Origin of the sequence: Massilia paldalensis (genome assembly GCF_044901715.1) — a bacterium.
Classification (GTDB): Bacteria; Pseudomonadota; Gammaproteobacteria; order Burkholderiales; family Burkholderiaceae_D; genus Telluria; species Telluria paldalensis.
The window spans coordinates 807,107-826,307 of record NZ_JBJCIU010000003.1 but is presented as its reverse complement, the minus strand read 5'-3'; the positions used below and the strand labels follow the sequence as shown (position 1 = coordinate 826,307).

The window sequence follows — 19,201 nt, the reverse complement described above, 5'->3', positions numbered from 1 at the left end:
AAAACCGGCGTACACTCGCCGCCGTCGACTCCCGCAAAGGGAGCCGTCACAACGCTAGGGGTCCTGCGCTTTCACGGGCGCGGGTGAGAAATACCCTCCGAACCTGATCTGGATAATGCCAGCGAAGGGAAGCTACAGAGACCGTGTGGACCCATGCCGTTCGTCCGTACGTACTCCGCACTCCTCACGCTGGATCGCCGATCCACAGTGACAAAAGGAGTGCACGTTGAACGCCGATCCGAAATTCCTCTCCGCCAGCGCCACGGTCGATGCCGCGGCCGTGGCACCGCTACCCAATTCCCGCAAGGTCCACGTGTCCGGCAGCCGGCCCGACATCCGCGTGCCGATGCGCGAGATCCACCAGTCCGACACGCCCGCCTCGTTCGGCGCCGAGCCGAACCCGCCCGTGTGGGTCTACGACACGTCCGGCCCCTACACCGACCCGGATGCGCGCATCGACATCCGCTCCGGCCTGGCGCCGCTGCGCGCCGGCTGGATCGCCGAGCGGGGCGATACCGAGGAGCTGCCCGGTCCCACGTCCGCCTACGGCATCGAACGCCTGCACGACCCGAAGCTGGCCGAACTGCGCTTCGACCTGAAGCGCAAGCCGCGCCGCGCGCTGGCCGGACGCAACGTCACCCAGATGCACTACGCGCGCCAGGGCATCGTCACGCCCGAGATGGAATTCGTGGCCATCCGCGAAAACCTGCGGCGCCAGGAATACCTGGCCAACCTCGCCGCCGCCGGCCCGACGGGCAAGCGCATGGCCGCGCTGATCGGCCGCCAGCATGCGGGCCAGTCCTTCGGCGCCAGCATCCCGCGCGAGATCACGCCGGAATTCGTGCGCGACGAGATCGCCCGCGGCCGCGCCATCCTGCCGGCCAACGTCAACCACCCGGAATCGGAGCCGATGATCATCGGCCGCAACTTCCTCGTGAAGATCAATGCGAACATCGGCAACTCGGCCGTGACGTCGTCGATCGGCGAGGAAGTGGAAAAGATGACCTGGGCCACGCGCTGGGGCGGCGACACGGTGATGGACCTGTCGACGGGAAAACACATCCACGAGACGCGCGAATGGATCATCCGTAACAGCCCCGTCCCCATCGGCACCGTGCCCCTGTACCAGGCGCTGGAAAAGGTCCACGGCAAGGCCGAGGAACTGACCTGGGAAATCTACCGCGACACCCTCATCGAACAGGCCGAGCAAGGCGTCGACTATTTCACCATCCACGCCGGCGTGCGCCTGCCCTTCGTGCCGATGACGGCCAACCGCCTGACGGGCATCGTCTCGCGCGGCGGCTCGATCATGGCCAAGTGGTGCCTGGCCCACCACAAGGAATCCTTCCTGTACACGCATTTCGAGGAGATCTGCGCGATCATGCAGGCCTACGACGTCGCCTTCAGCCTCGGCGACGGCCTGCGTCCCGGCTCGATCTACGACGCCAACGACGAAGCCCAGCTGGCCGAGCTGAAGACCCTCGGCGAACTGACGCAGATCGCCTGGAAGCACGATGTGCAGACCATGATCGAAGGCCCGGGCCACGTGCCCCTGCAGCTGATCAAGGAAAACATGGACCTGCAGCTGGAGCAGTGCCACGAGGCGCCGTTCTACACGCTGGGGCCCCTCACGACCGACATCGCGCCGGGCTACGACCACATCACCTCCGGCATCGGCGCCGCCAACATCGGCTGGTACGGCACGGCGATGCTGTGCTACGTGACGCCCAAGGAGCACCTGGGCCTGCCCGACAAGGACGACGTCAAGGACGGCATCATCACCTATAAAATCGCGGCGCATGCGGCCGACCTGGCCAAGGGCCACCCCGGCGCGCAGATCCGCGACAACGCGCTGTCGAAGGCGCGCTTCGAATTCCGTTGGGAAGACCAGTTCAACCTCGGCCTCGACCCGGACAAGGCCCGTTCCTTCCACGACGAGACGCTGCCCAAGGACTCGGCCAAGGTGGCGCATTTCTGCTCCATGTGCGGCCCGCACTTCTGCTCCATGAAGATCACCCAGGAAGTGCGCGACTACGCGGCCGGCCAGGGCATCGCCGCCCAGGACGCGCCGGCCCACGGGATGCAGGTCAAGGCCGTCGAGTTCATGCGCAAGGGGGGCGAGTTGTACAGCAAGGACTTCAGCGTGGCGGAATGACCATGCTCGAGATCGAACTGAACGGCGCGCCCTACCTGCTGCCCGACGGCGCCAGCCTGGTCGACCTGGTCGACCGGCTGGAGCTCGCCGGCCAGGCGCTGGCGCTGGCCGTCAACCGCCGCGTGGTGCCGCGCCAGCGCTGGCCCGACACCCTGCTGCAGCGCGCCGACAAGGTCGATGTGGTGCGCGCGATCGGCGGCGGTTGAGTCCCTTCCCATGACTACGGAGCACACGATGACGAACACATTGCACGAAGACCGGCCGCTCACCATCGCCGGCAAGACCTACCGATCGCGCCTGCTGGTCGGTAGCGGCAAGTACCGCGACCTGGACCAGACCCGCGAAGCGACGGAGGCCGCGGGCGCCGAGATCATCACGGTGGCGATCCGCCGCGTGAACATCGGCCAGCATGCCGGCGAGCCGAACCTGCTGGATGCGGTGCCGCCCAGCCGCTACACGATCCTGCCCAACACGGCCGGCTGCTACACGGCCAAGGATGCCGTCTACACGCTGCAGCTGGCGCGCGAGCTGCTGAACGGGCACAAGCTCGTCAAGCTGGAAGTACTGGGCGACGAGAAGACGCTGTTCCCCAACATGCCGGAAACGCTGCGCGCCGCCGAGGAACTGGTGCGCGACGGCTTCGACGTGATGGTCTATTGCAGCGACGATCCGATCCAGGCGCGCATGCTGGAAGACATCGGCTGCGTGGCGGTCATGCCCCTCGCCTCGCTGATCGGTTCCGGCATGGGCATCCTGAACCCATGGAACCTGTCCCTGATCATCGAACAGGCCCGCGTGCCCGTGCTGGTCGATGCGGGCGTGGGCACGGCGTCCGACGCGGCCGTCGCCATGGAACTGGGCTGCGACGGCGTGCTGATGAACAGCGCCATCGCGCTCGCACAGGATCCGGTGCGCATGGCGCGCGCGATGCGCCTGGCCGTCGAAGGCGGACGCGAAGCGTATCTCGCCGGCCGCATGGCGCGCCGCTTTGCCGCCTCTCCCTCGTCGCCGATGGCGGGCCGCGTGTGATGGCAGTGCCACCGGATGGACTGCGTTCGCCGGTCCGGCCCAGCGTGCTCGTGTTCGCCGGACTCGATCCGTCCGGCGGCGCGGGCATCGCCGCGGACATCGAGGCGATCGCCGCCCAGGGCGCGCATGCGCTGCCCATCGTGACGGCGCTGACGGTGCAGGACAACAACCGGGTGCGCGGCATGGAACCCGTGAGCGACCTGCTGCTGACGCGCCAGGCGGGCCTGCTGGCGGGCAGCGTGGCGATCGCCGCCGTCAAGATTGGCATCCCGGGCAACCGGGCGAATGCCGAGGCCATCGCCGACGTCGTGCGCCACCTGCGCGAGACGCACCCCGGCCTGCCGGTGGTGCTCGACCCCGTGCTGGCCAGCGGCCATGGCGACGCGCTGGCGCGCGGAGACGCCCTGCAGGCGCTGGAACCGCTGCTCGACGTGGCCACCGTGCTGGTGCCGAACCTGCCGGAAGCGGCGGCGCTGGGAGAACGCCTGCAGCGCTGCCCGCACGTGCTGGTGACGGGCGGCCACGGCGACGGCAGCGAAGTCGTCAACCGCTGGACCAGCGGCGCCGGCACGCGCGAATGGCGCTGGCCGCGCCTGCCCGGCGAATTCCATGGCAGCGGCTGCACGCTGGCGGCCAGCATCGCGGCCCGCCTGGCGCTGGGCGACGCCATCGCGCAGGCGCTCGAACGGGGCCAGCGCTACTGCAACCAGTCCCTGGCCGATTCCTATGCGATCGCGCCGGGCCAGCGCATCCCGCGCCGCATCCACCCATGAACAAGGACATCCCATGAAAGGCCTCTACCTGGTGACACCCGATTGGACCGACACCGAGCGCCTGCTCGACGCGACGGCGCGCGCGCTGGACGGCGGCGCCGCCCTGGTCCAGTACCGCAACAAGACGGCGTCGCCCGCGCTACGGCGCGAACAGGCGTCCGCCCTGCTCCGGCTGTGCCGCGGCCGCGGCCGGCCGTTCATCGTCAACGACCACGTGGCGCTGGCCATGGAACTCGATGCCGACGGCGTGCACGTGGGCGGCACCGATGCGCCCGTGCGGGCGGTACGCGCGGCGCTCGGGCCGGACAAGATCGTCGGCGCATCCTGCTACGGCGAACTGGCGCTGGCCGAGACGGCGCAGGACGCCGGCGCCAGCTACGTCGCGTTCGGCGGCTTTTACCCGTCGGTGGTGAAGCAGTATGCGGTGACGACGCCGCCCACGATCGTCGCGCTGGCGAAGGAGCGACTGCAGGTGCCGGTGGTGGTGATCGGCGGGATGACGGTGGAGAATGCGCGGCCACTCGTTGGGCACGGGGCGGACCTGGTGGCGGCGATCAGCAGCGTGTACCGGACGGAGGATCCGGAAGAGGTGACGCGGGAGTTTGCAGCGTTGTTTTGACAGCAAAGACGTCGTCCCCGCGCAGGCGGGGACCCAATTTTGCATGCGCTAACGATACGCCGGCAGATTGGGTCCCTGCCTTCGCAGGGACGACGGTTTGCTTTAGGCTTTCGCCAGCTTGATCTGCGAAACATCCGCCGTCAGGTAGCCGACGGCACCGCCGAACTTGTCCTTGTAGTTCGTGCGGATCATCGGATCCAGCGTGTCCTTGACCTTGGCGTGGATGCTGCCCCAGTCGCCCGGGTGCTGGAAGTTGCTCATGATGTAGGTCCAGCCGTTGATGTCGTCGACGGCGTGCAGGCCCGTCGATTCGGCGCCGGCCGGGGTCGACAGCACGCGCGACAGCTTCTTGGTGTCCACGTTGTAGGCCCACAGGAAGTTGTTGACGTGGTTGCCGCTGTCCTCGCCGATGAACAGGGTGCGCATCTTTTCCGAGAACTTCAGGTTGTCCGGGCTGGCGATCTTGTCCGGGTTGGCGGTGTTGCCCAGGCTGTCCGCGGCGATGTCCTCGCCGACGATCAGGGCCTTGACGTCGACCGGCATCCATTCGCTGTTGATGGCATTGCCCGCGGTGTCCTTCTGGCCGCCCTTCATGCTCAGCGCCATCACGGCACCGGCGGTCAGCGCCTTCGGGATCGAGATGCCGTTGCCCGGCACGTTCGTGCTGGCGCCGGCCACCATCGAGCCGTTGCAGTTCGCCAGTGCCGAGTAGGCGACCTTGTCCTTCAGGTTGACGGTGGTGCCTTCCATCTTGGTGAAGCCCATCGAACCGCCGACCAGCGCGGCGTAGCGGTGGGTTTCCAGGAACGCGGCGGCCTTCTCCATGCCCGGCTTGACCTTGATCCACTCGACGCGGCCGCTGGCGGCGACCTTGGTGTAGGTGGCGTCGGCCGGATCGGCGGTCTTGACGTCCATGATGTCGGCCGGCTTGAGCGACGCGGCCAGCGAACGGATCTCGTCGCTGGTGGCCGAGCCGAGCTTGATCCAGGTGAGCGGCGCGGCGGTGGCGGCCGGGTCCAGCGAGAAGCCGGCACCGACCTTGGCCACGTACAGGGTGCCCGAGGACAGGTCTTTCTCCTTGTCGGCGACGAACACGAAGTAGCCGGCGTTGGTGGCATCGTCGCCCATCAGCACGGTACGGTTGTCGCCCATGACCTGCACCAGCTCGTGCGAGATGCGGCCCATGCAGTAGTGCTTCTTGATGCTGCCGGTGCCGTCCGGGTTGACGGTGATTTCCGGCAGGTGGCCATAGTTGTACGGATTGGCCTTCGTTTCGTCGCCGTACAGGCTCTTGCTGTAGCCCTTGAACTGGGCATCGGTCGAGGCCAGGTAGGCGTTCGGTTCGTACTCTTCGCTCGACAGGTGGGTGCCCCACGGCGACAGGCTGGCGCCGCAGGTGATCCACAGGCCGTTCACGCCGGAGGTGTCGACATTGTGGTACTTCACCAGCGACAGCTTGCCGGTGGTCTTGTCCTGGTCCAGCGTCAGCACGGCGATCGGCGACGGCAGCTTGCCGTACATATCGGTCTTGCCGTCCTGCGCCCAGGTCGTGTACTCGAACTGCACCACGGCGAACACCGGGTTGCCCTTGACGCCGTCGACCTTGGCGTTCGGCACGGTCAGCAGCGAGGTGCCGTCCGGCGAATCCGAGAAGAACTGGCGCTCCTTGCCGGCCACGGTGGTGTCGATGATGGGCTTGTTGTTGATGTCGTAGTAGCCGCCGGCCAGGATGGTGCCGCCCTTGCCGTCCGGGACCATGTCGCCGGTGACGAAGAACGGTTGATACGACAGCTTGAAGTCGACCTTGCTCGAATCGCTGAAGTTGACCGTCATGTTCGATGCGACATAGGTCTTGGCCATGTTCGCGGCCTCGGCCAGGCTCGGGGCGTTCATCGCGCCGAACGACACGCTCGCCAGCGTCACGGCCGGCGGCGTCGGGTTGGTGCTGACCGGCGGTGCGACCGGATCGTCATCGCCGCCACCGCACGCGCTCAGCAATGCGGCAACGCCACCGGCGCCGAGCGGCAGCATCGGGGTGGCGCCGAACAGGCGAAGCATACGGCGGCGGGACAGGTCGGTATTCGAAGTCATGCGTCATCTCTCCAGATGGTCGGTGGGGGCCGGGCTCATTCGGCACGGAATCCGCAGGAGGATAGGGGACGCATATTTCACGTTGATGACAGGAATTTAACGGCTGTGTGACATGCATGGGCGGCAGGTATCGCCAGGCGCCCCGTTCGGTAGCGCATGCAGGTTCCACTTGCGACGCATGGGCACTAAGCCATTTTCTTCGTACAGACTGGCTGGACCGACGACAATAGGAGGACCTACCGTCATGAACAACACTATGACCGCACGCAACGATGACTGGCGCTTCGTCTTCGACCTTCCGATGTTTCTCTCGCTCTGCACTGTGTTCGTCGGCACGTGGCCGCTGTTCGACCGCGCCAGCGGGCAAGGCACCTTCAATCTCGGCGGCCTGTTACACGCGCTGTTCCTGGTCTACGGACTGTTTGGACTCGCCGTCTGCCACATGGAGGCAGCCCCGCACCGTAAATGGTTCGGCCGCATCGGCCTGGGGTGGACGGCCTTCGTTCTGCTTATCCTGTCGATGTCAGTCCCGTCGCGCACTGGCGACATCTACCCGTTCGGACGTGGTGGAAACCTGGGTTTCCTCGCCATCTGCATTGCCATAGCCGGCGTGCTGGCCGTCCACGACAGACACCGGGACACTATGTCCGGGCTCCAGGCTACTGCCATCCGTTGGCTGGCGCATGGTTTTTTCGCCGCCTGGGCATGCCTGCCGTTTGTGTCTTTTGCGCTGATGCCGACTGACTGATGCCGCGCCGCGTTACAGCATGCCGCCGATTCCCAGCATGGACAGCGGCATCGCCACGCCCGCCACCAGCGTCTGCACCGCGATGATCCCCGCCATCAGCGGCGCGTCGCCGCCAAGCTGGCGCGCCATGATGTAGGACGACGATGCCGTCGGCAGCGACTGGAACAGCAGCGCGGTCAATGCCGCCGGACCTTGCAGGCCGAAGGCGTGGCAGGCGGCCAGCGTCGTCAGCGGCATCAGCGCGAACTTCGCCACCGAGGACAGGCCCACGGGACGCATGCAGCTGCGCACTGCGGAAAAATCGAGCGCGGCGCCCACGCACAACAGGCCCAGCGGCAGCGATGCCTGGCCCAGCGCCTTGAACACGGGTTCGACGGGCGCCGGCAAGCCGATGCCAGTCGCGTGCAGCAGGATCCCGGCAACGCAGGCGACGACCAGCGGATTGGCGACCAGCTGGCGCAGCACGGCGGGCAGCGAGGGCCTGCCTTGCTGCTGTAGCGCGAGAACACAAGCACGCACAGCACGTTGACCGTGGGTACGATGGCCGCATTGCCGACCGCCGCCAGCGCCACGCCCTGCGCGCCCCAGATGCTGGCGACGGCCGACACGCCGACATAGTTATTGAAGCGGACTCCGCCCTGGAACACGGAAGTAAAGGCGGCATCATCGACGGGCAGCCGGCTCCGCGCGGCGACCAGCAGCGTCGAACAGACGAAGGTCGCCGCCATCGCTGCGACGGGCAGCCCGTCCGGGTGCGCTGTCGCCAGGCCGTGCAGGAACAGCGAGGGCAGCAGCACGTAGTAATTCAGTTTTTCCGCGTGGGGCCAGAACGCGTCGTCGATGAAGCGGGTGCGGCGCAGCCAGCTGCCTAGGGCGATCAGGACAGCGATGAGGATGAGGGCGAGCAGGAGCGTGGTCGTCATGCCGCCACGATAACTGTTTTCTGTTGAGAAAAATCTAGATTAAATACTAATTAACCCAAGTTTTTACTTAGCCACGGACAAAAAACAAAATACCCCGATTTACGGGGCTTTCTTGAGGATTCCAGGCGGTTCGGATAAACGTTGAACAGGAAGTCCACCAAAAACATCATATAACTACGGCATCAAACGCTTGCATGATCAAACTTATACGCTGTTTTATACCTGGTTTTCTGATCAGAAATTGCGCGGGCCGGTACCTATCGCGCGACCAGCCTTGGTCACCTCCACCCGATAGTCTTGAGCGCATCACAAAGAGAGGTCGCCACAAGGTAGCGAGAGGGCTTTTCGCAGTCCCCGAGAGCCACAAAATGAGCTCTCTTGCCGCGCAGATCATCAATCACAAACTACTCTTGGTTTTCAAGACGAAATAAGCGCTCCCCGCCGCCTTGATCAAACAGGATGACCCATCAGAATCGTAAGGCACTTCGACCGGCATCCTGGAATCGCAATTGCGCTAGCCAAGTCTTAAGAAATGATGAGCGCAGCTCTGACACCTTTTCTACGAAAAGCTAAAGTCGTTGTGCGTTCCCAGAGAACGCGCGTCATTGCACGTTACGCCATGTCATACAGATGAGAAACGTAGCACCCTCAGCCGCAATGGTGGACAATACGGTTACGGGGGATTGCATGAACAAGTTTTACGAATTTTTCGCCGGCGGCGGCATGGTGAACGCTGGGCTAGGTGATGAATGGGAGTGTCTTTTTGCTAACGATTTCAGCGAAAAAAAGCGCGCGGCGTACGAAGCTAACTGGGGCAACGACCATTTCGTGCCTGGCGACGTGGGTAGAGTGCAGCTTGACCAGCTGCCTACGCAAGCAGACTTGGCGTGGGCTTCGTTTCCATGCCAAGACCTATCGGTGGCGGGGAATGGCGCTGGGTTGAAAGGTGAACGCAGCGGGACGTTCTGGGCGTTCATGAAGTTAATTCAGCAACTGCGCGAGGACAGGCGCAAGCCGCGCATCATCGCGCTTGAGAATGTGTACGGCGCCATCACGAGCCACGCCGGCAAAGATTTTAAGGCGATCATTGCGGCGCTGGCGGCTGAGGGGTACCGCGTCGGCGGCATGGTCATTGACGCTGTGCACTTTGTTCCGCAATCACGTCCGCGCCTATTTGTCGTGGCGGTTGACGAGGCACTTCAAATCCCCGTCGCCTTGGACGGTGCGCAACCAACCGCAGCATGGCATCCCAGAGCCATTACACAGGCTTACGGCCGTCTATCAAAAGAACTCAGAAATCGATGGGTCTGGTGGAATTTGCCGACTCCGAAGGCGCGCAGGCTCACGTTGGAAGACATTATTGAAAAAGAGCCGCAAGGTGTAGCTTGGCATTCTTCAGACGAGACGTGGAATCTCCGGAGAATGATGTCTGACGTTAATAAAAAAAAACTCATCGAAGCACAACAAGCGGGTAGACTGCGCGTTGGCGCGGTTTACCGACGGATGCGGAACGGCCAGCAACGCGCCGAAGTGCGATTTGACGGGGTTTCTGGCTGCCTGCGCACACCCTCTGGCGGCTCTAGCCGCCAGACAATCATGGTTGTGAACGGCGAAGACGTAAAGTCGCGTCTTTTATCGCCGCGCGAGGCCGCCCTTCTGATGGGCTTGGATCACGATTACATCTTGCCCGAGTTCTACACCGACGCCTATCACTTGGCAGGCGATGGGGTAGCTGTGCCGGTTGTGGCCCACTTAGCCCGCCACATCTTCGAACCAGTGTTGGCGCAAAATCAGCTGCAGCTGACGGAACTGCCGCAAGACTTGGCTGAGGCGGCGTGACTGCTTGGACAGGACGTTGCACGTTTCACCTTAGCCTTATCTAAAGTCAGGTAAGGTGCGGCAACGCTGCTCACGCCTATTGCCGCCTCTTGAACGGCGCCAAGACCAAGGCGCTAGACTGGACATGGATCTTTTTGTAGCTTAGTTTTTGCGAAAACATGAACTTGGACACGCTTGAGTTCAATACTGGCACATGTAGGGACGGCGTTGATCTCTATGCTCTTCGCTAGAACGACGCCGCCCCCGCTCTACTTCGGACCCAGTCCGCAACTTGATCGGCGAGCACATCTAAAGTTCTTAGCTTAATGCTGCATTCCCAAACAACCAAAACCCGCCATCCGCTCGCCATCAGCTTCGCTAGATTGTCGCAATCTCGCTCCTGGTTGCGGGAGATTTTTCGTTCCCAATATTCAACGTTTGTCGACGGCATGCGGCTCCGGCTGCAACCGTGCCAATGCCACTGACACCCGTGTACAAAGATGACCACTTTTCGGCCTGGGAAAACGATGTCAGGTTTGCCCGGCAGACCTGACGCATAAATTCGATACCGTAATCCACGCGCGAACAAGGCTTTTCGCAGGCGAAGCTCCGGCGTGGTGTTCGTGCTGCGCACGCGGGACATGATGCGGCTGCGCGTCGCTTGGTCGAACGTGTCGGGCATTCTGAAGCGCTCTTTCGTTAAAGATTGCGACAGTGTACAAGACTGAGGCGTTTTAACCCGCTTGATCCGTCCGCGCTGCTGGATGCGTTTGAGGCCCTCGCGCGCCTGCTTACCTGATCAATAGTCACCGTTCTTCGTTCCACCGATCAGACGCTGACGTCGCTGGCAATTCACCGCACTGACGCGTCAATCCTGCAGGCGCGGCACCGCCGCAAGCGCTGGAAGACCCGGGAGATCTTCGCGTTTGCAGGTCAGATGAGCGTCAAGCGGCTTCGCTTAAGCTGCCGGTTCTTGATTGGCGCGCCGTTCTCTTAATTCGGCCAACACGCGCAGCGGACGCCGTTCCAAGTTATAGGTGTCGACGGCCATCATGCCCTCGTGGTAGTCGCTTCCTAAAATTTTGCTGAGCGCTTCCCCGTCCTTTCTCCACAGCGGATGCAGCACCACATAGCGCCACGTCTCCTTCTCGCCGCGTTCAACGATGCACGGCAATCCGGTATGGGGCAGGGTCTCGGCGTGCATGACACTAGGCCGCATGAACGCCACTTCAGCGGCGAGGGCCAGAGCGCGCTCGCGCCATCCGGCCAATTCAGGCAGCTGCGTTTCGCCGGGATTGAGGCCGCAGCCATAGATCGGGTCGACCAATGCCCGCAAATACGCGAGGCCTAGCCGCCAATCCAGCAGACCGTGGTAGCTCCGGTTGCTGAAGCGCTGGACGCAGCGGTAGCACGACGTCTTGCATTGATCTTGGTGGTGAACGGCGTTTGAGCGCGTTTCCACAAAGTCCTTGAGCGGCCAAACATCATGGCGAGACAACATCTCCGCCACAATCTGCCCAATGTATGCGGGGCCGCCTGGAACGCTTGGTTCGCCCAGACGACGGCACAAGCCGGAGCCATTGATCAACGCGTCAGCGATTTGCAGCATCGGTCTTCCGCTTCGTAGCCGAGGCTCGAGCGCCTCAAATTCTTCCGGCGCAACGTCAAGCTCCAGCGCCGCGCGCTGGACCAAGATTTGCGTGGCGCTGATGGCCGCCGCGCGCGCGGCGATGTCGGAATAACGTCCTTTGCGCGCGACCCGGTCCAGATTAAGACGCTCATCAAACCCCAGCAGTTCCAGATACACGGCATCCGTTTCTTTGCGGGCGATAAGCCCAAGCTGGAGGTTGGCCTCACCTTGGGCTGCAAGCGGCCATCGAAAGGTGTTCTTCTGGCGCACGCTCGATTCAATCACTTGCTGGTCATTGAGACACAAGGGGGCACCGCCAGGAACAGGGACGCGGTTGTCGATCGCCTCGTCAACAACGAAACGCATCGCTTGGCCGTCAGCATCCGTTGGCCCATCGTTCAGCTGTAAAATGGTCGCACCCGCTCCACTCCAAATCCGCATGTTCGCTTGGTCTACAGGGACGCCTTCCTTCAACATCGTCGCGACTGTGCGCTGCGACAGCCGCGCAGTCGTTTCATCTTCGCTAGATGGATTGAAGTCCGTGCGAAACGCCGCCGGCGTCACATAGCGGGAAAAGGCGTCGATCGACATCGTCTCGCCGCAGTCATCGCACGACGCATCTTCGACAGGCGGCTCTTCCATAAATTTCGCGGACCCGCAGGCGGCGCACAAGGCGACATAAGATTGACTTTCGCACCAACTCGAGACCGCTTTGGCGGACAAGCTGCCGCGGCCGGGAACCGGATCCGTGAGGTTCCCTGTAAATCCAACGACCTTATGCCGAAGCTTGTCTTTGACGAGCATATTGCCTGGGGCGTACTCAAGCACGGCCATGTCCAGATCGCGGTCCATGGTCGACCACGCGTACTCATTCTTTTCGCCCCGCTCAGCGCGCAGTCCTAGATACAAATTCCTTACTCTCGTCGGCATGCCGTACATCGGCAGAAATCCCCATTCAGCGAAGAATTTTGCTAGTCCAACGGAGGCGTTCGGCGCATGTTCGCGCAGCGCTTCGATGTCTGCAATTAGCTTATCCGACGTGGCTTCAGTCAGCAGGCGAGCTCGCTGTGCGCCCGCGACAGCGGCGTTTAAAAATGCGTTGCGCGCGCTCTGGGTGGCGTCCAACGCCGCCTTCAAGCGCCCCACCCACCTCCGATCGGGATCGTGATAATAGTCGCGCGTGGTAACGTACTCGCCGTGCACGTCCGGCGGCGTCAGCGCGTCGCCCGGATATGGCTGGCCGGCCTTATCACAGTCATCCCGCAATTTTTGGAACGCCGCACGCAGCCAAGCTTTGCGTAGTAGCCGCATTGGAATGGGATCATGTTCGACAGCCAAAAACGGCGGGGGCGGCGCGTCGCCAGTGATGGCGTGAGGATGCGCAAAGTAATAAGCATCATGCGACCGCCCGCGGCAGAAGGTGACGACAAACGAAAATGCTTGCGCGCGCCGCCCGGCGCGGCCGACGCGCTGCTGGTAGTTGAAGCGCTGCGGCGGCATGTTCGCTTGATAGACGCTTTGCAGCGCGCCAATGTCAATCCCGACTTCCATCGTGGTGGTCACGGAGAGCATGTCGATGGAGTTTGCGCGCTTTTCGGTCTCGCTTTCGCCATTGACGAAGATGCCTTTGAACTTGCGCAATCTATCGGCGAAGTCTTCTGTTTGGCCTGTCAACTCTTCGACCCGCAGACGAAAGCGCGGCACCCCATCCGCGGCGCCGCGAACAATCCGTTTGCCAAGAAAATTCGTGGTCCACAAGTCGCCGGCCCGGCCCGCAGGCTCTTTGTCCAGCGACTCCCCGCAGCGCGTGCACAAGCCAAATCCGGTGTGCAAATGCACACGTTCGCAGTTACAGCAGCGCCAATAAGGATCGTCTTTCGCGGCCACCTTCAGATACAAGCTCTCAATGTGGAACAATCCGCTTGGGTGCCCCGCCTGCGAAAACCGGTGCAGTAAGTCGGACAAGCCAAAGATAGGATCCGCTGCGAACGCCTTATTGGCGAGCTTTCTGACGCGATTGGTTGGTGGGATGTCGCCGCCGGACACCCACTCCTTTATCTTTTCTTCATTGACGAAATGATTGTCTGCCATGCGGTACGCGCCGGCGAAGACGCGCAGCCAGGCGTCCATCAAATTCTGGTTTCCGTCAGGCAGATCAGCTAAACAAGGGTAGCCCAGCCCCGTCTCCTCCAGCGCGTAAAAGGTGTTGGCGAAGATCACCTCGTCAGTCAGCTCATACTGCTGGTTGAGAATCGTCGAGGTTAGCTCTGACTGGTCGGCACCTGTTAAGTTGTTCGCGTACTGCACCCCTTCGTCCGACTCGCGAAACAATGCGTGCCAAGGCTGGTTATTGAATGTCTCGCGTCCATTTTTATCAAACGGATGAATGCCCATTTTGACGAACTCGGCGACGATATCGCCTACGCCTCCACCTTGCATGCCGTTAAGGAGGTCGCGTAGCGCAACTTTGCGGGAGGACCGATTTTGATCGCTGGATTGTTGGGCCCCATACTGCGCAGATAGAGCCACCAGTCCATTGAGATCACCCGCCTTCAGCAAACGTTCGCTCATTTGCTGGAATTCTTCTGCGCTGAGCTCATCATGCGTCGGCTTTTCAACTCGGGCGCGCGCCGCGGCCACCAATACTTCGCGCCGGAGATCGCGCAGATGCATGGTTTCGATGTTGAGCGCCTGGTTGGCGGCGTCTTGGCGGCTGTCGGAGAAGCAGATGCCCTTAGGCTCAGCACCGATCGCGTGCAGCAGCTCAAACAGTTCAGTCGCGACCAGTTGAGACGCTTTCGAAACACCCGTCCGGAATGCGCGAATCGGCGAGCGCTGGCGGTTGGTCGACGGTCTGCGCGAATAGTCCACCCCGCACTTAGGACAGCAAAACGGCTGTGCAGTCTTGGCGCGCTTTGGGTCGTTCTGTGTTTTCTTACCAGGGCGAGCGCCATCGACCGCTCCGTCTTTTTGAAAATATAGATAACCGCCTATATGGCCTGGTGGGATGTCCGTCCCGCAGACAGCCACGCCGCTGTGCGGATCGAGATGCGCTGGATCCCAGGCGTCGAAGTCATATTCCGGAAGCATCGGCGTGCTGCGGCGCGGCCAGAACACCGCAAACTCGTCGAATGTCATCCGGTCGTAGTAATCATTCGCCGCGCGCTCCGGCAGGTTTTCCAAATTGCCTGACGAAGGCAGCAGCTCGGTCGACGTGGACATGATCCGACGCTCCCCCCGCTGCCCACCGATCAACAAGTCGCCGCAAGCTTCGCAATACAGCAGTTCAAACAGCCTTCGCCCTTTTTTTTGATCACCACGTGGGGGCGCATGCGACAGGCCGCGCTCCACCGTGAGGTCTTCATACACCGTTCCGTCAGCGGTCGCCGTCGGCGCGCCGAACAGGCCTTCCACATTGCGAATGAAAGTGTGCACACGAAATGCCGGCGTGTCGAGCGCAACGCGGCCCGTCCAGATTTTCGATTCCGGCAAAGCGCGCGTCAGCATCAACCCGCGCAGCGCCGCGTCAAGGTCTTGCGCGCCCTCTTTGAAAAGTCGCGCGCTGACGATGGAGGCTGAAGCCGCGCGCACTCTATTTTGTTCGCGGCACGCGTTAGTCAAGGCCGACGCGGCGGCCTCCGCCGCTTTAACGACGAGCTTACTTTCGTCCGCATCGTGCACGCCAAGCGCGGCCGCGGCAGTCGTCAGCGCGCGCGACAACTCAGGGCTGCGCGTCAATGTAGGAAGAAAATCCAAGCGCTCGCCAAGGGCGGCCTTAAACAACGTGGCAAACGGCGCGGCGTCAAGCTTACCCTGGCTCCAATCCGGGATGTTGGGCTCGCCCTCGACCACACATTCGCGCCAAAAATCGGCGGCGTCGTCGCCCAAGTCCCCAGCTGCGCCGCTTGTGCCGTACGGCGCGAACATGTCGCGCAAATATTGCCGTGAGCGTTGACCATCCTCGCCGTCCATCGGCATCGACGCCGACGACGCTAAAATGCGGAGCTTATAGCGGTGCTTCGGATCAGCCAGCCCCAGCCTTTCGATGAGCGCCTTCGCCAAGAACGCGACCTCGGTGCCGGCAGAGCCGCGAACCAGGTGCAATTCATCGAACACCAGGTAAAAGTAGGCGTCGTCGTTGCTTGTCAACCATTTGCGAGTCTGTTCGAAGATCGGGTCTTCGACCTCGCGCGAGAGCATCGCGCCAAGCATCGATGCGTTTGTGATCAAGAGATCAGGGGGCGTGGCCTGCATGTCCCACCGCGACAACATCTCACCGCCGTCCAGCGACGGGAAGATATAGCGCGTGGTTTCGGGATGGGCCGGCAGTTCGCGGCCTTCTTGTTCAGCGATGCGGCGCTGTTCCTTTACGCGCTGCGCTTCGCGCTCATCGTGCAGGCGCGCCGCCATTTGATCTTGGTCGGCGCGCTGTAAGCCTGCGCGCAATTTGGCGACGCGCCGTTTGCGCCGCTTTTTTTCATCGGTATCGCCGGACAGCCTTGGATGCGCTTGATGTCCTGTCACTTCAATGGCGCTAGTGTACTGACCGAAGAATACGCGGTTGCCTGCAAACCGCTCTGTCATAACTGCGCGCGCGTCCTCCGAATCCAAAGTGCGACGCAAGCGCACCATTTGATCTTCGACCAGCGCGTTCATCGGGTACAGCACCAGCGCTCGGACCGCTGCGGGCCGTCGCTCGCCGGCCCGCATCAACGCCCAGTCGGCGCTGGGCTCACGCCACCACTGCTCCTTGAGATAAGTGTTGCCAGGTTTTCGCCAGCCCACCGCTTCGTTCGCAATTGCAGCGAGCACGGGCAACATAAAGCTTTCCGTCTTGCCCGAGCCGGTGCCTGATGTGACAACGCCGGGACAGCCAGGACGCACGCCGCGCGCCAACATCTCGACTTGATGGCGATACGGCGCGTAGCTGGATACGCGCCGGATGTCGCCGCGGCTCGGCTGGCCTTCGAACAGACCGGACAGCGCGAGTTCGGCGAAAGCGCGGCGGCCCTCCGGCGACAACGGTGCCAGCGGGCCGCCGTTCATCTGGGCCAACTCCTCCAACTTCACGCCGTCCGACTTATAGCGCAGCACCGGTTCAATAAAAGGCTCAGTAGTGAACGCGCCAAGCCCGTTTAATAACGCGCGGCGCGCCTTGGCGGCCGCGGAATCGGAAATACGGAAGCTGGTCTCTACATACGAGATGAAGAAATCTTTGATGCGGTCAAAACCGCCGATTGGGTCAAGCATGGCGCAGGCTCCGCAGAGTGTTGTCAACGGCGTCGCCGCCGGTCATAAAAAGTTTGATAAATGCAGCAGCCTGCACACTGGCGTGAGTCCCGGTCGCCTGCGCATTGCCTTGCATCTGACGCGCCTGCGCGAGGACGCGCAATGCACGGGCGGTTCGGGAAGCTCCCAGCGCGTCAGCGTGAGCGAGAACGTCCTTTGCCCCTAGCGAGACGTCAGCGCTCCCCGGTCCTGGATCCAGCTCCTCGGCAATTCCGGCCGCCTTCGCCATGGCGAAGGCAACTCCCGCATTAGGAGCTAACGCACCGTCGACGTCCAGGCGCACGGCATGAGCAAAGATCGCCGCCGCTTCCTCGCAGCCTGGGTCTTCGATGGTGACGCACATCAGCAAGCGCTGCGGTACATCGCCGCGCTGCGCGGCATGTAAAAGCGATGGATACCAAAAGCGCGCTCCCGAGCGTTCCGCGCGCTCAATGACGGCGAGGTTTGTCCGCGGTCGACTAGCGGCACCGGCGGCGCAGCGCAGCGCATGTCCGAGCGTAGTGGACAAACTGACGCCTGGACGGATCCATAAATCTTCAAAGGTGATAATTGTTGGGTCCGCTTCCATCCGGACAGCGCGGCCTGCGGCAAGCATTGTTTCAGCTGCAGCCAGAAAATCGCTGACGCCAGGTCCACATAGCGCCGGAACCTCGCCCGCCAGCACGAGCGCGGCGAATTGCATCATGAGTTTCTTGCCCTGCGCCGATAGAAGCTTGGACGCTTCAATCTTTTGCGACAGCCCCACGGGGGAAACTGTTGGCGCGGAGGCCGGTGCAGACGGCGCCGGACATTTCATTTGCAGGGTCGTCAAACTCGCCTGCTCCGCCAGCAAGGCGACATGAATGGCGTTCGCTTCGCTGCGAGTCGCCTCAAGCCCCGCATTCGCTTCGCTGGCGGCGCTGCGCAGGGACGCGAGTTCGCGTTGCGCTTCTTCGTTCGCCGCCTCTAGTTGCGCCGCCTGCTCGGTGAGCGCGGCGCGCCGGTTCTCGAGATCTTGGATCCCTGACTCAATGGCGGCGCGTCGCGCCTCAACGCTGCGCTGCATCGCTTCTTCCGCTGACACGCGTTGGCGCTCGATGGCTTCACTGAGCTGTTTTAAGCGCTGCACACGATCCGCGTCGAGCTCCGCGGTCCTTGCGCGCTCCATGCTGCGCATGTCGCTTTCCAGTTCGCGCAGTTTTTTGTCGCGCTGCACAGTGATCTCCTTGGCGAATGCGGTCTCCGCCCTGCTTCGCGCAGCCTGCCTTTCTTGCTCCGCTGCTTTCGCTGCGAACGCATTTATCACGTCAGCAATGCGTTCGTCGGTTGCGAACGCGTCAATGAATTTACGCAGCAGCGCTTGATCGTCCGCGAGTCGCTTCGCCAGCTGACCAGCGCGAATGGCGTCGTGGGCTAAGGCGAGGTCAGATGGATCAACTGAAGACAAGGTTTGTCCTTGCTTGGCGAATGCTTCAAGCCAAGGAATAAACCTATTCGCCTCCACATTGCCAGCGCCGGCGGCGGCGCGGACAAGGCGCAGCGCAAACGCATCGTCGCCGGTCCAGTCATAAGTAGCCTGCACCGCCGCGCCGTTTAAGTCGTACAGCTGGATCTCTCCGTCCGCGGTCGGCAGCGCCGCCACAGACGCCGTATCGAAACGATACGCCGTCACTTTACTGGCGGCGCTGGACAAATGCGCGGTTCCGTCCTGTTGCTTCAAATCGAGCAAAAGCACTTCATCGTCCGTGCAGCGGACAATCCATGCGCCGCTCGGTTGGCGCGTGTTAAAGCCTTCCGTCAACAGGCGTCGATGCACGGGTTCTTGTCCACCATCCGCGGAGAGATCGACATACCAGTACAGTCGACGATGCTGCAGGGCCTTCCATGTTTTCGCGCGTGGACCTGTGGGGATCATCGTGAATGCGAACCACTCGGCCGCGCGCACTTGACGTGCGTCGGCAGTCCGCAATTCCAGGCGGTCAATATGCTTGAATAACGCCTCGCGATTTTCGATCGGTTTCCATACGCCGTCTACTTGCTGCGCGGCCGCTTCAAGCAGCGCCGGTTTGTCGTGCTCAGCGCGCTTAATGCAGCGCCCAGCGTACCAAGCTAAAGTCGATGCCATCTTGTGTTTCGCTTTCCTCACG

General features: G+C 62.4%; 11 protein-coding genes, 1 pseudogene and 1 riboswitch. Of the genes and pseudogenes, 7 read left to right on the top strand and 5 right to left on the bottom strand.

The genetic code is table 11. The features are described 5' to 3' along the window. Positions 1-46: 46 nt before the first annotated feature. A riboswitch (TPP riboswitch) is annotated at positions 47-147 on the top strand. A gap of 79 nt (positions 148-226) precedes the next feature. Genes thiC through thiE form a run of 5 tightly spaced genes read left to right on the top strand, consistent with a single transcriptional unit; the run spans position 227 to position 4,576 of the window. Next, the gene (thiC, locus tag ACI1V7_RS18405; RefSeq protein WP_404533219.1) at positions 227-2,155 is read left to right on the top strand and encodes a phosphomethylpyrimidine synthase ThiC; all 1,929 of its coding nucleotides are present in this window, start codon (positions 227-229) and stop codon (positions 2,153-2,155) included. A gap of 2 nt (positions 2,156-2,157) precedes the next feature. After that, positions 2,158-2,361 (top strand): sulfur carrier protein ThiS, encoded by a 204-nt coding sequence (thiS, locus tag ACI1V7_RS18400; RefSeq protein WP_404533218.1) that lies wholly within the window; start codon positions 2,158-2,160, stop codon positions 2,359-2,361. Positions 2,362-2,389: 28 nt separating this feature from the next. After that, positions 2,390-3,184 carry a thiazole synthase gene (locus ACI1V7_RS18395; RefSeq protein ID WP_404533217.1) on the top strand — a complete coding sequence of 265 codons (795 nt, stop codon included), beginning with the start codon at positions 2,390-2,392 and terminating at the stop codon, positions 3,182-3,184. Beyond that, the gene (gene thiD, locus ACI1V7_RS18390) at positions 3,184-3,957 is read left to right on the top strand and encodes a bifunctional hydroxymethylpyrimidine kinase/phosphomethylpyrimidine kinase (protein WP_404533216.1); all 774 of its coding nucleotides are present in this window, start codon (positions 3,184-3,186) and stop codon (positions 3,955-3,957) included. Before ACI1V7_RS18395 ends, thiD begins: the two co-directional genes overlap by 1 nt. A 13-nt stretch (positions 3,958-3,970) precedes the next feature. After that, on the top strand, positions 3,971-4,576 hold the full coding sequence (gene thiE / locus ACI1V7_RS18385; protein ID WP_404533215.1) for a thiamine phosphate synthase: 606 nt from the start codon (positions 3,971-3,973) through the stop codon (positions 4,574-4,576). Between the two features lie 102 nt (positions 4,577-4,678). Here the strand turns inward: thiE and ACI1V7_RS18380 are convergent, their stop codons facing one another. Continuing rightward, positions 4,679-6,667, bottom strand: coding sequence for a PhoX family protein (locus tag ACI1V7_RS18380; protein WP_404533214.1), 1,989 nt, complete (start codon positions 6,665-6,667; stop codon positions 4,679-4,681). A gap of 244 nt (positions 6,668-6,911) precedes the next feature. Here ACI1V7_RS18380 and ACI1V7_RS18375 point away from each other — a divergent pair, with 244 nt between their 5' ends. Further along, the gene (locus ACI1V7_RS18375) at positions 6,912-7,415 is read left to right on the top strand and encodes a hypothetical protein (protein WP_404533213.1); all 504 of its coding nucleotides are present in this window, start codon (positions 6,912-6,914) and stop codon (positions 7,413-7,415) included. A gap of 12 nt (positions 7,416-7,427) precedes the next feature. On the opposite strand, the pseudogene ACI1V7_RS18370 reads toward ACI1V7_RS18375, so the two are convergent. Beyond that, positions 7,428-8,338, bottom strand: a pseudogene (locus ACI1V7_RS18370) (AEC family transporter). A 687-nt stretch (positions 8,339-9,025) separates the two neighbouring features. On the opposite strand from ACI1V7_RS18370, the gene ACI1V7_RS18365 reads away from it, so the two are divergent. Further along, positions 9,026-10,177, top strand: a complete 1,152-nt coding sequence (locus ACI1V7_RS18365) for a DNA cytosine methyltransferase (RefSeq protein ID WP_404533212.1) — start codon at positions 9,026-9,028, stop codon at positions 10,175-10,177. 226 nt (positions 10,178-10,403) lie between these two features. Here the strand turns inward: ACI1V7_RS18365 and ACI1V7_RS18360 are convergent, their stop codons facing one another. The 3 genes from ACI1V7_RS18360 to ACI1V7_RS18350 form a co-directional block, all read right to left on the bottom strand. Next, the gene (locus ACI1V7_RS18360) at positions 10,404-10,838 is read right to left on the bottom strand and encodes a very short patch repair endonuclease (RefSeq protein ID WP_404533211.1); all 435 of its coding nucleotides are present in this window, start codon (positions 10,836-10,838) and stop codon (positions 10,404-10,406) included. A 276-nt stretch (positions 10,839-11,114) separates the two neighbouring features. Beyond that, on the bottom strand, positions 11,115-17,036 hold the full coding sequence (locus ACI1V7_RS18355) for a DEAD/DEAH box helicase (protein WP_404533210.1): 5,922 nt from the start codon (positions 17,034-17,036) through the stop codon (positions 11,115-11,117). Beyond that, positions 17,029-19,200, bottom strand: a complete 2,172-nt coding sequence (locus tag ACI1V7_RS18350; protein WP_404533209.1) for a coiled-coil domain-containing protein — start codon at positions 19,198-19,200, stop codon at positions 17,029-17,031. Before ACI1V7_RS18350 ends, ACI1V7_RS18355 begins: the two co-directional genes overlap by 8 nt. Between the last annotated feature and the right edge of the window lies 1 nt (position 19,201).

Coding starts and splice junctions, on each gene's coding strand:
- thiD (WP_404533216.1), top strand. CDS start 3,184: ATGGCAGTGCCACCGGATGGACTGCGTTCGCCGGTCCGGCCCAGCGTG.
- thiE (WP_404533215.1), top strand. CDS start 3,971: ATGAAAGGCCTCTACCTGGTGACACCCGATTGGACCGACACCGAGCGC.
- ACI1V7_RS18365 (WP_404533212.1), top strand. CDS start 9,026: ATGAACAAGTTTTACGAATTTTTCGCCGGCGGCGGCATGGTGAACGCT.
- ACI1V7_RS18360 (WP_404533211.1), bottom strand. CDS start 10,838: ATGCCCGACACGTTCGACCAAGCGACGCGCAGCCGCATCATGTCCCGC.
- ACI1V7_RS18355 (WP_404533210.1), bottom strand. CDS start 17,036: ATGCTTGACCCAATCGGCGGTTTTGACCGCATCAAAGATTTCTTCATC.
- ACI1V7_RS18375 (WP_404533213.1), top strand. CDS start 6,912: ATGAACAACACTATGACCGCACGCAACGATGACTGGCGCTTCGTCTTC.
- ACI1V7_RS18380 (WP_404533214.1), bottom strand. CDS start 6,667: ATGACTTCGAATACCGACCTGTCCCGCCGCCGTATGCTTCGCCTGTTC.
- ACI1V7_RS18395 (WP_404533217.1), top strand. CDS start 2,390: ATGACGAACACATTGCACGAAGACCGGCCGCTCACCATCGCCGGCAAG.
- thiS (WP_404533218.1), top strand. CDS start 2,158: ATGCTCGAGATCGAACTGAACGGCGCGCCCTACCTGCTGCCCGACGGC.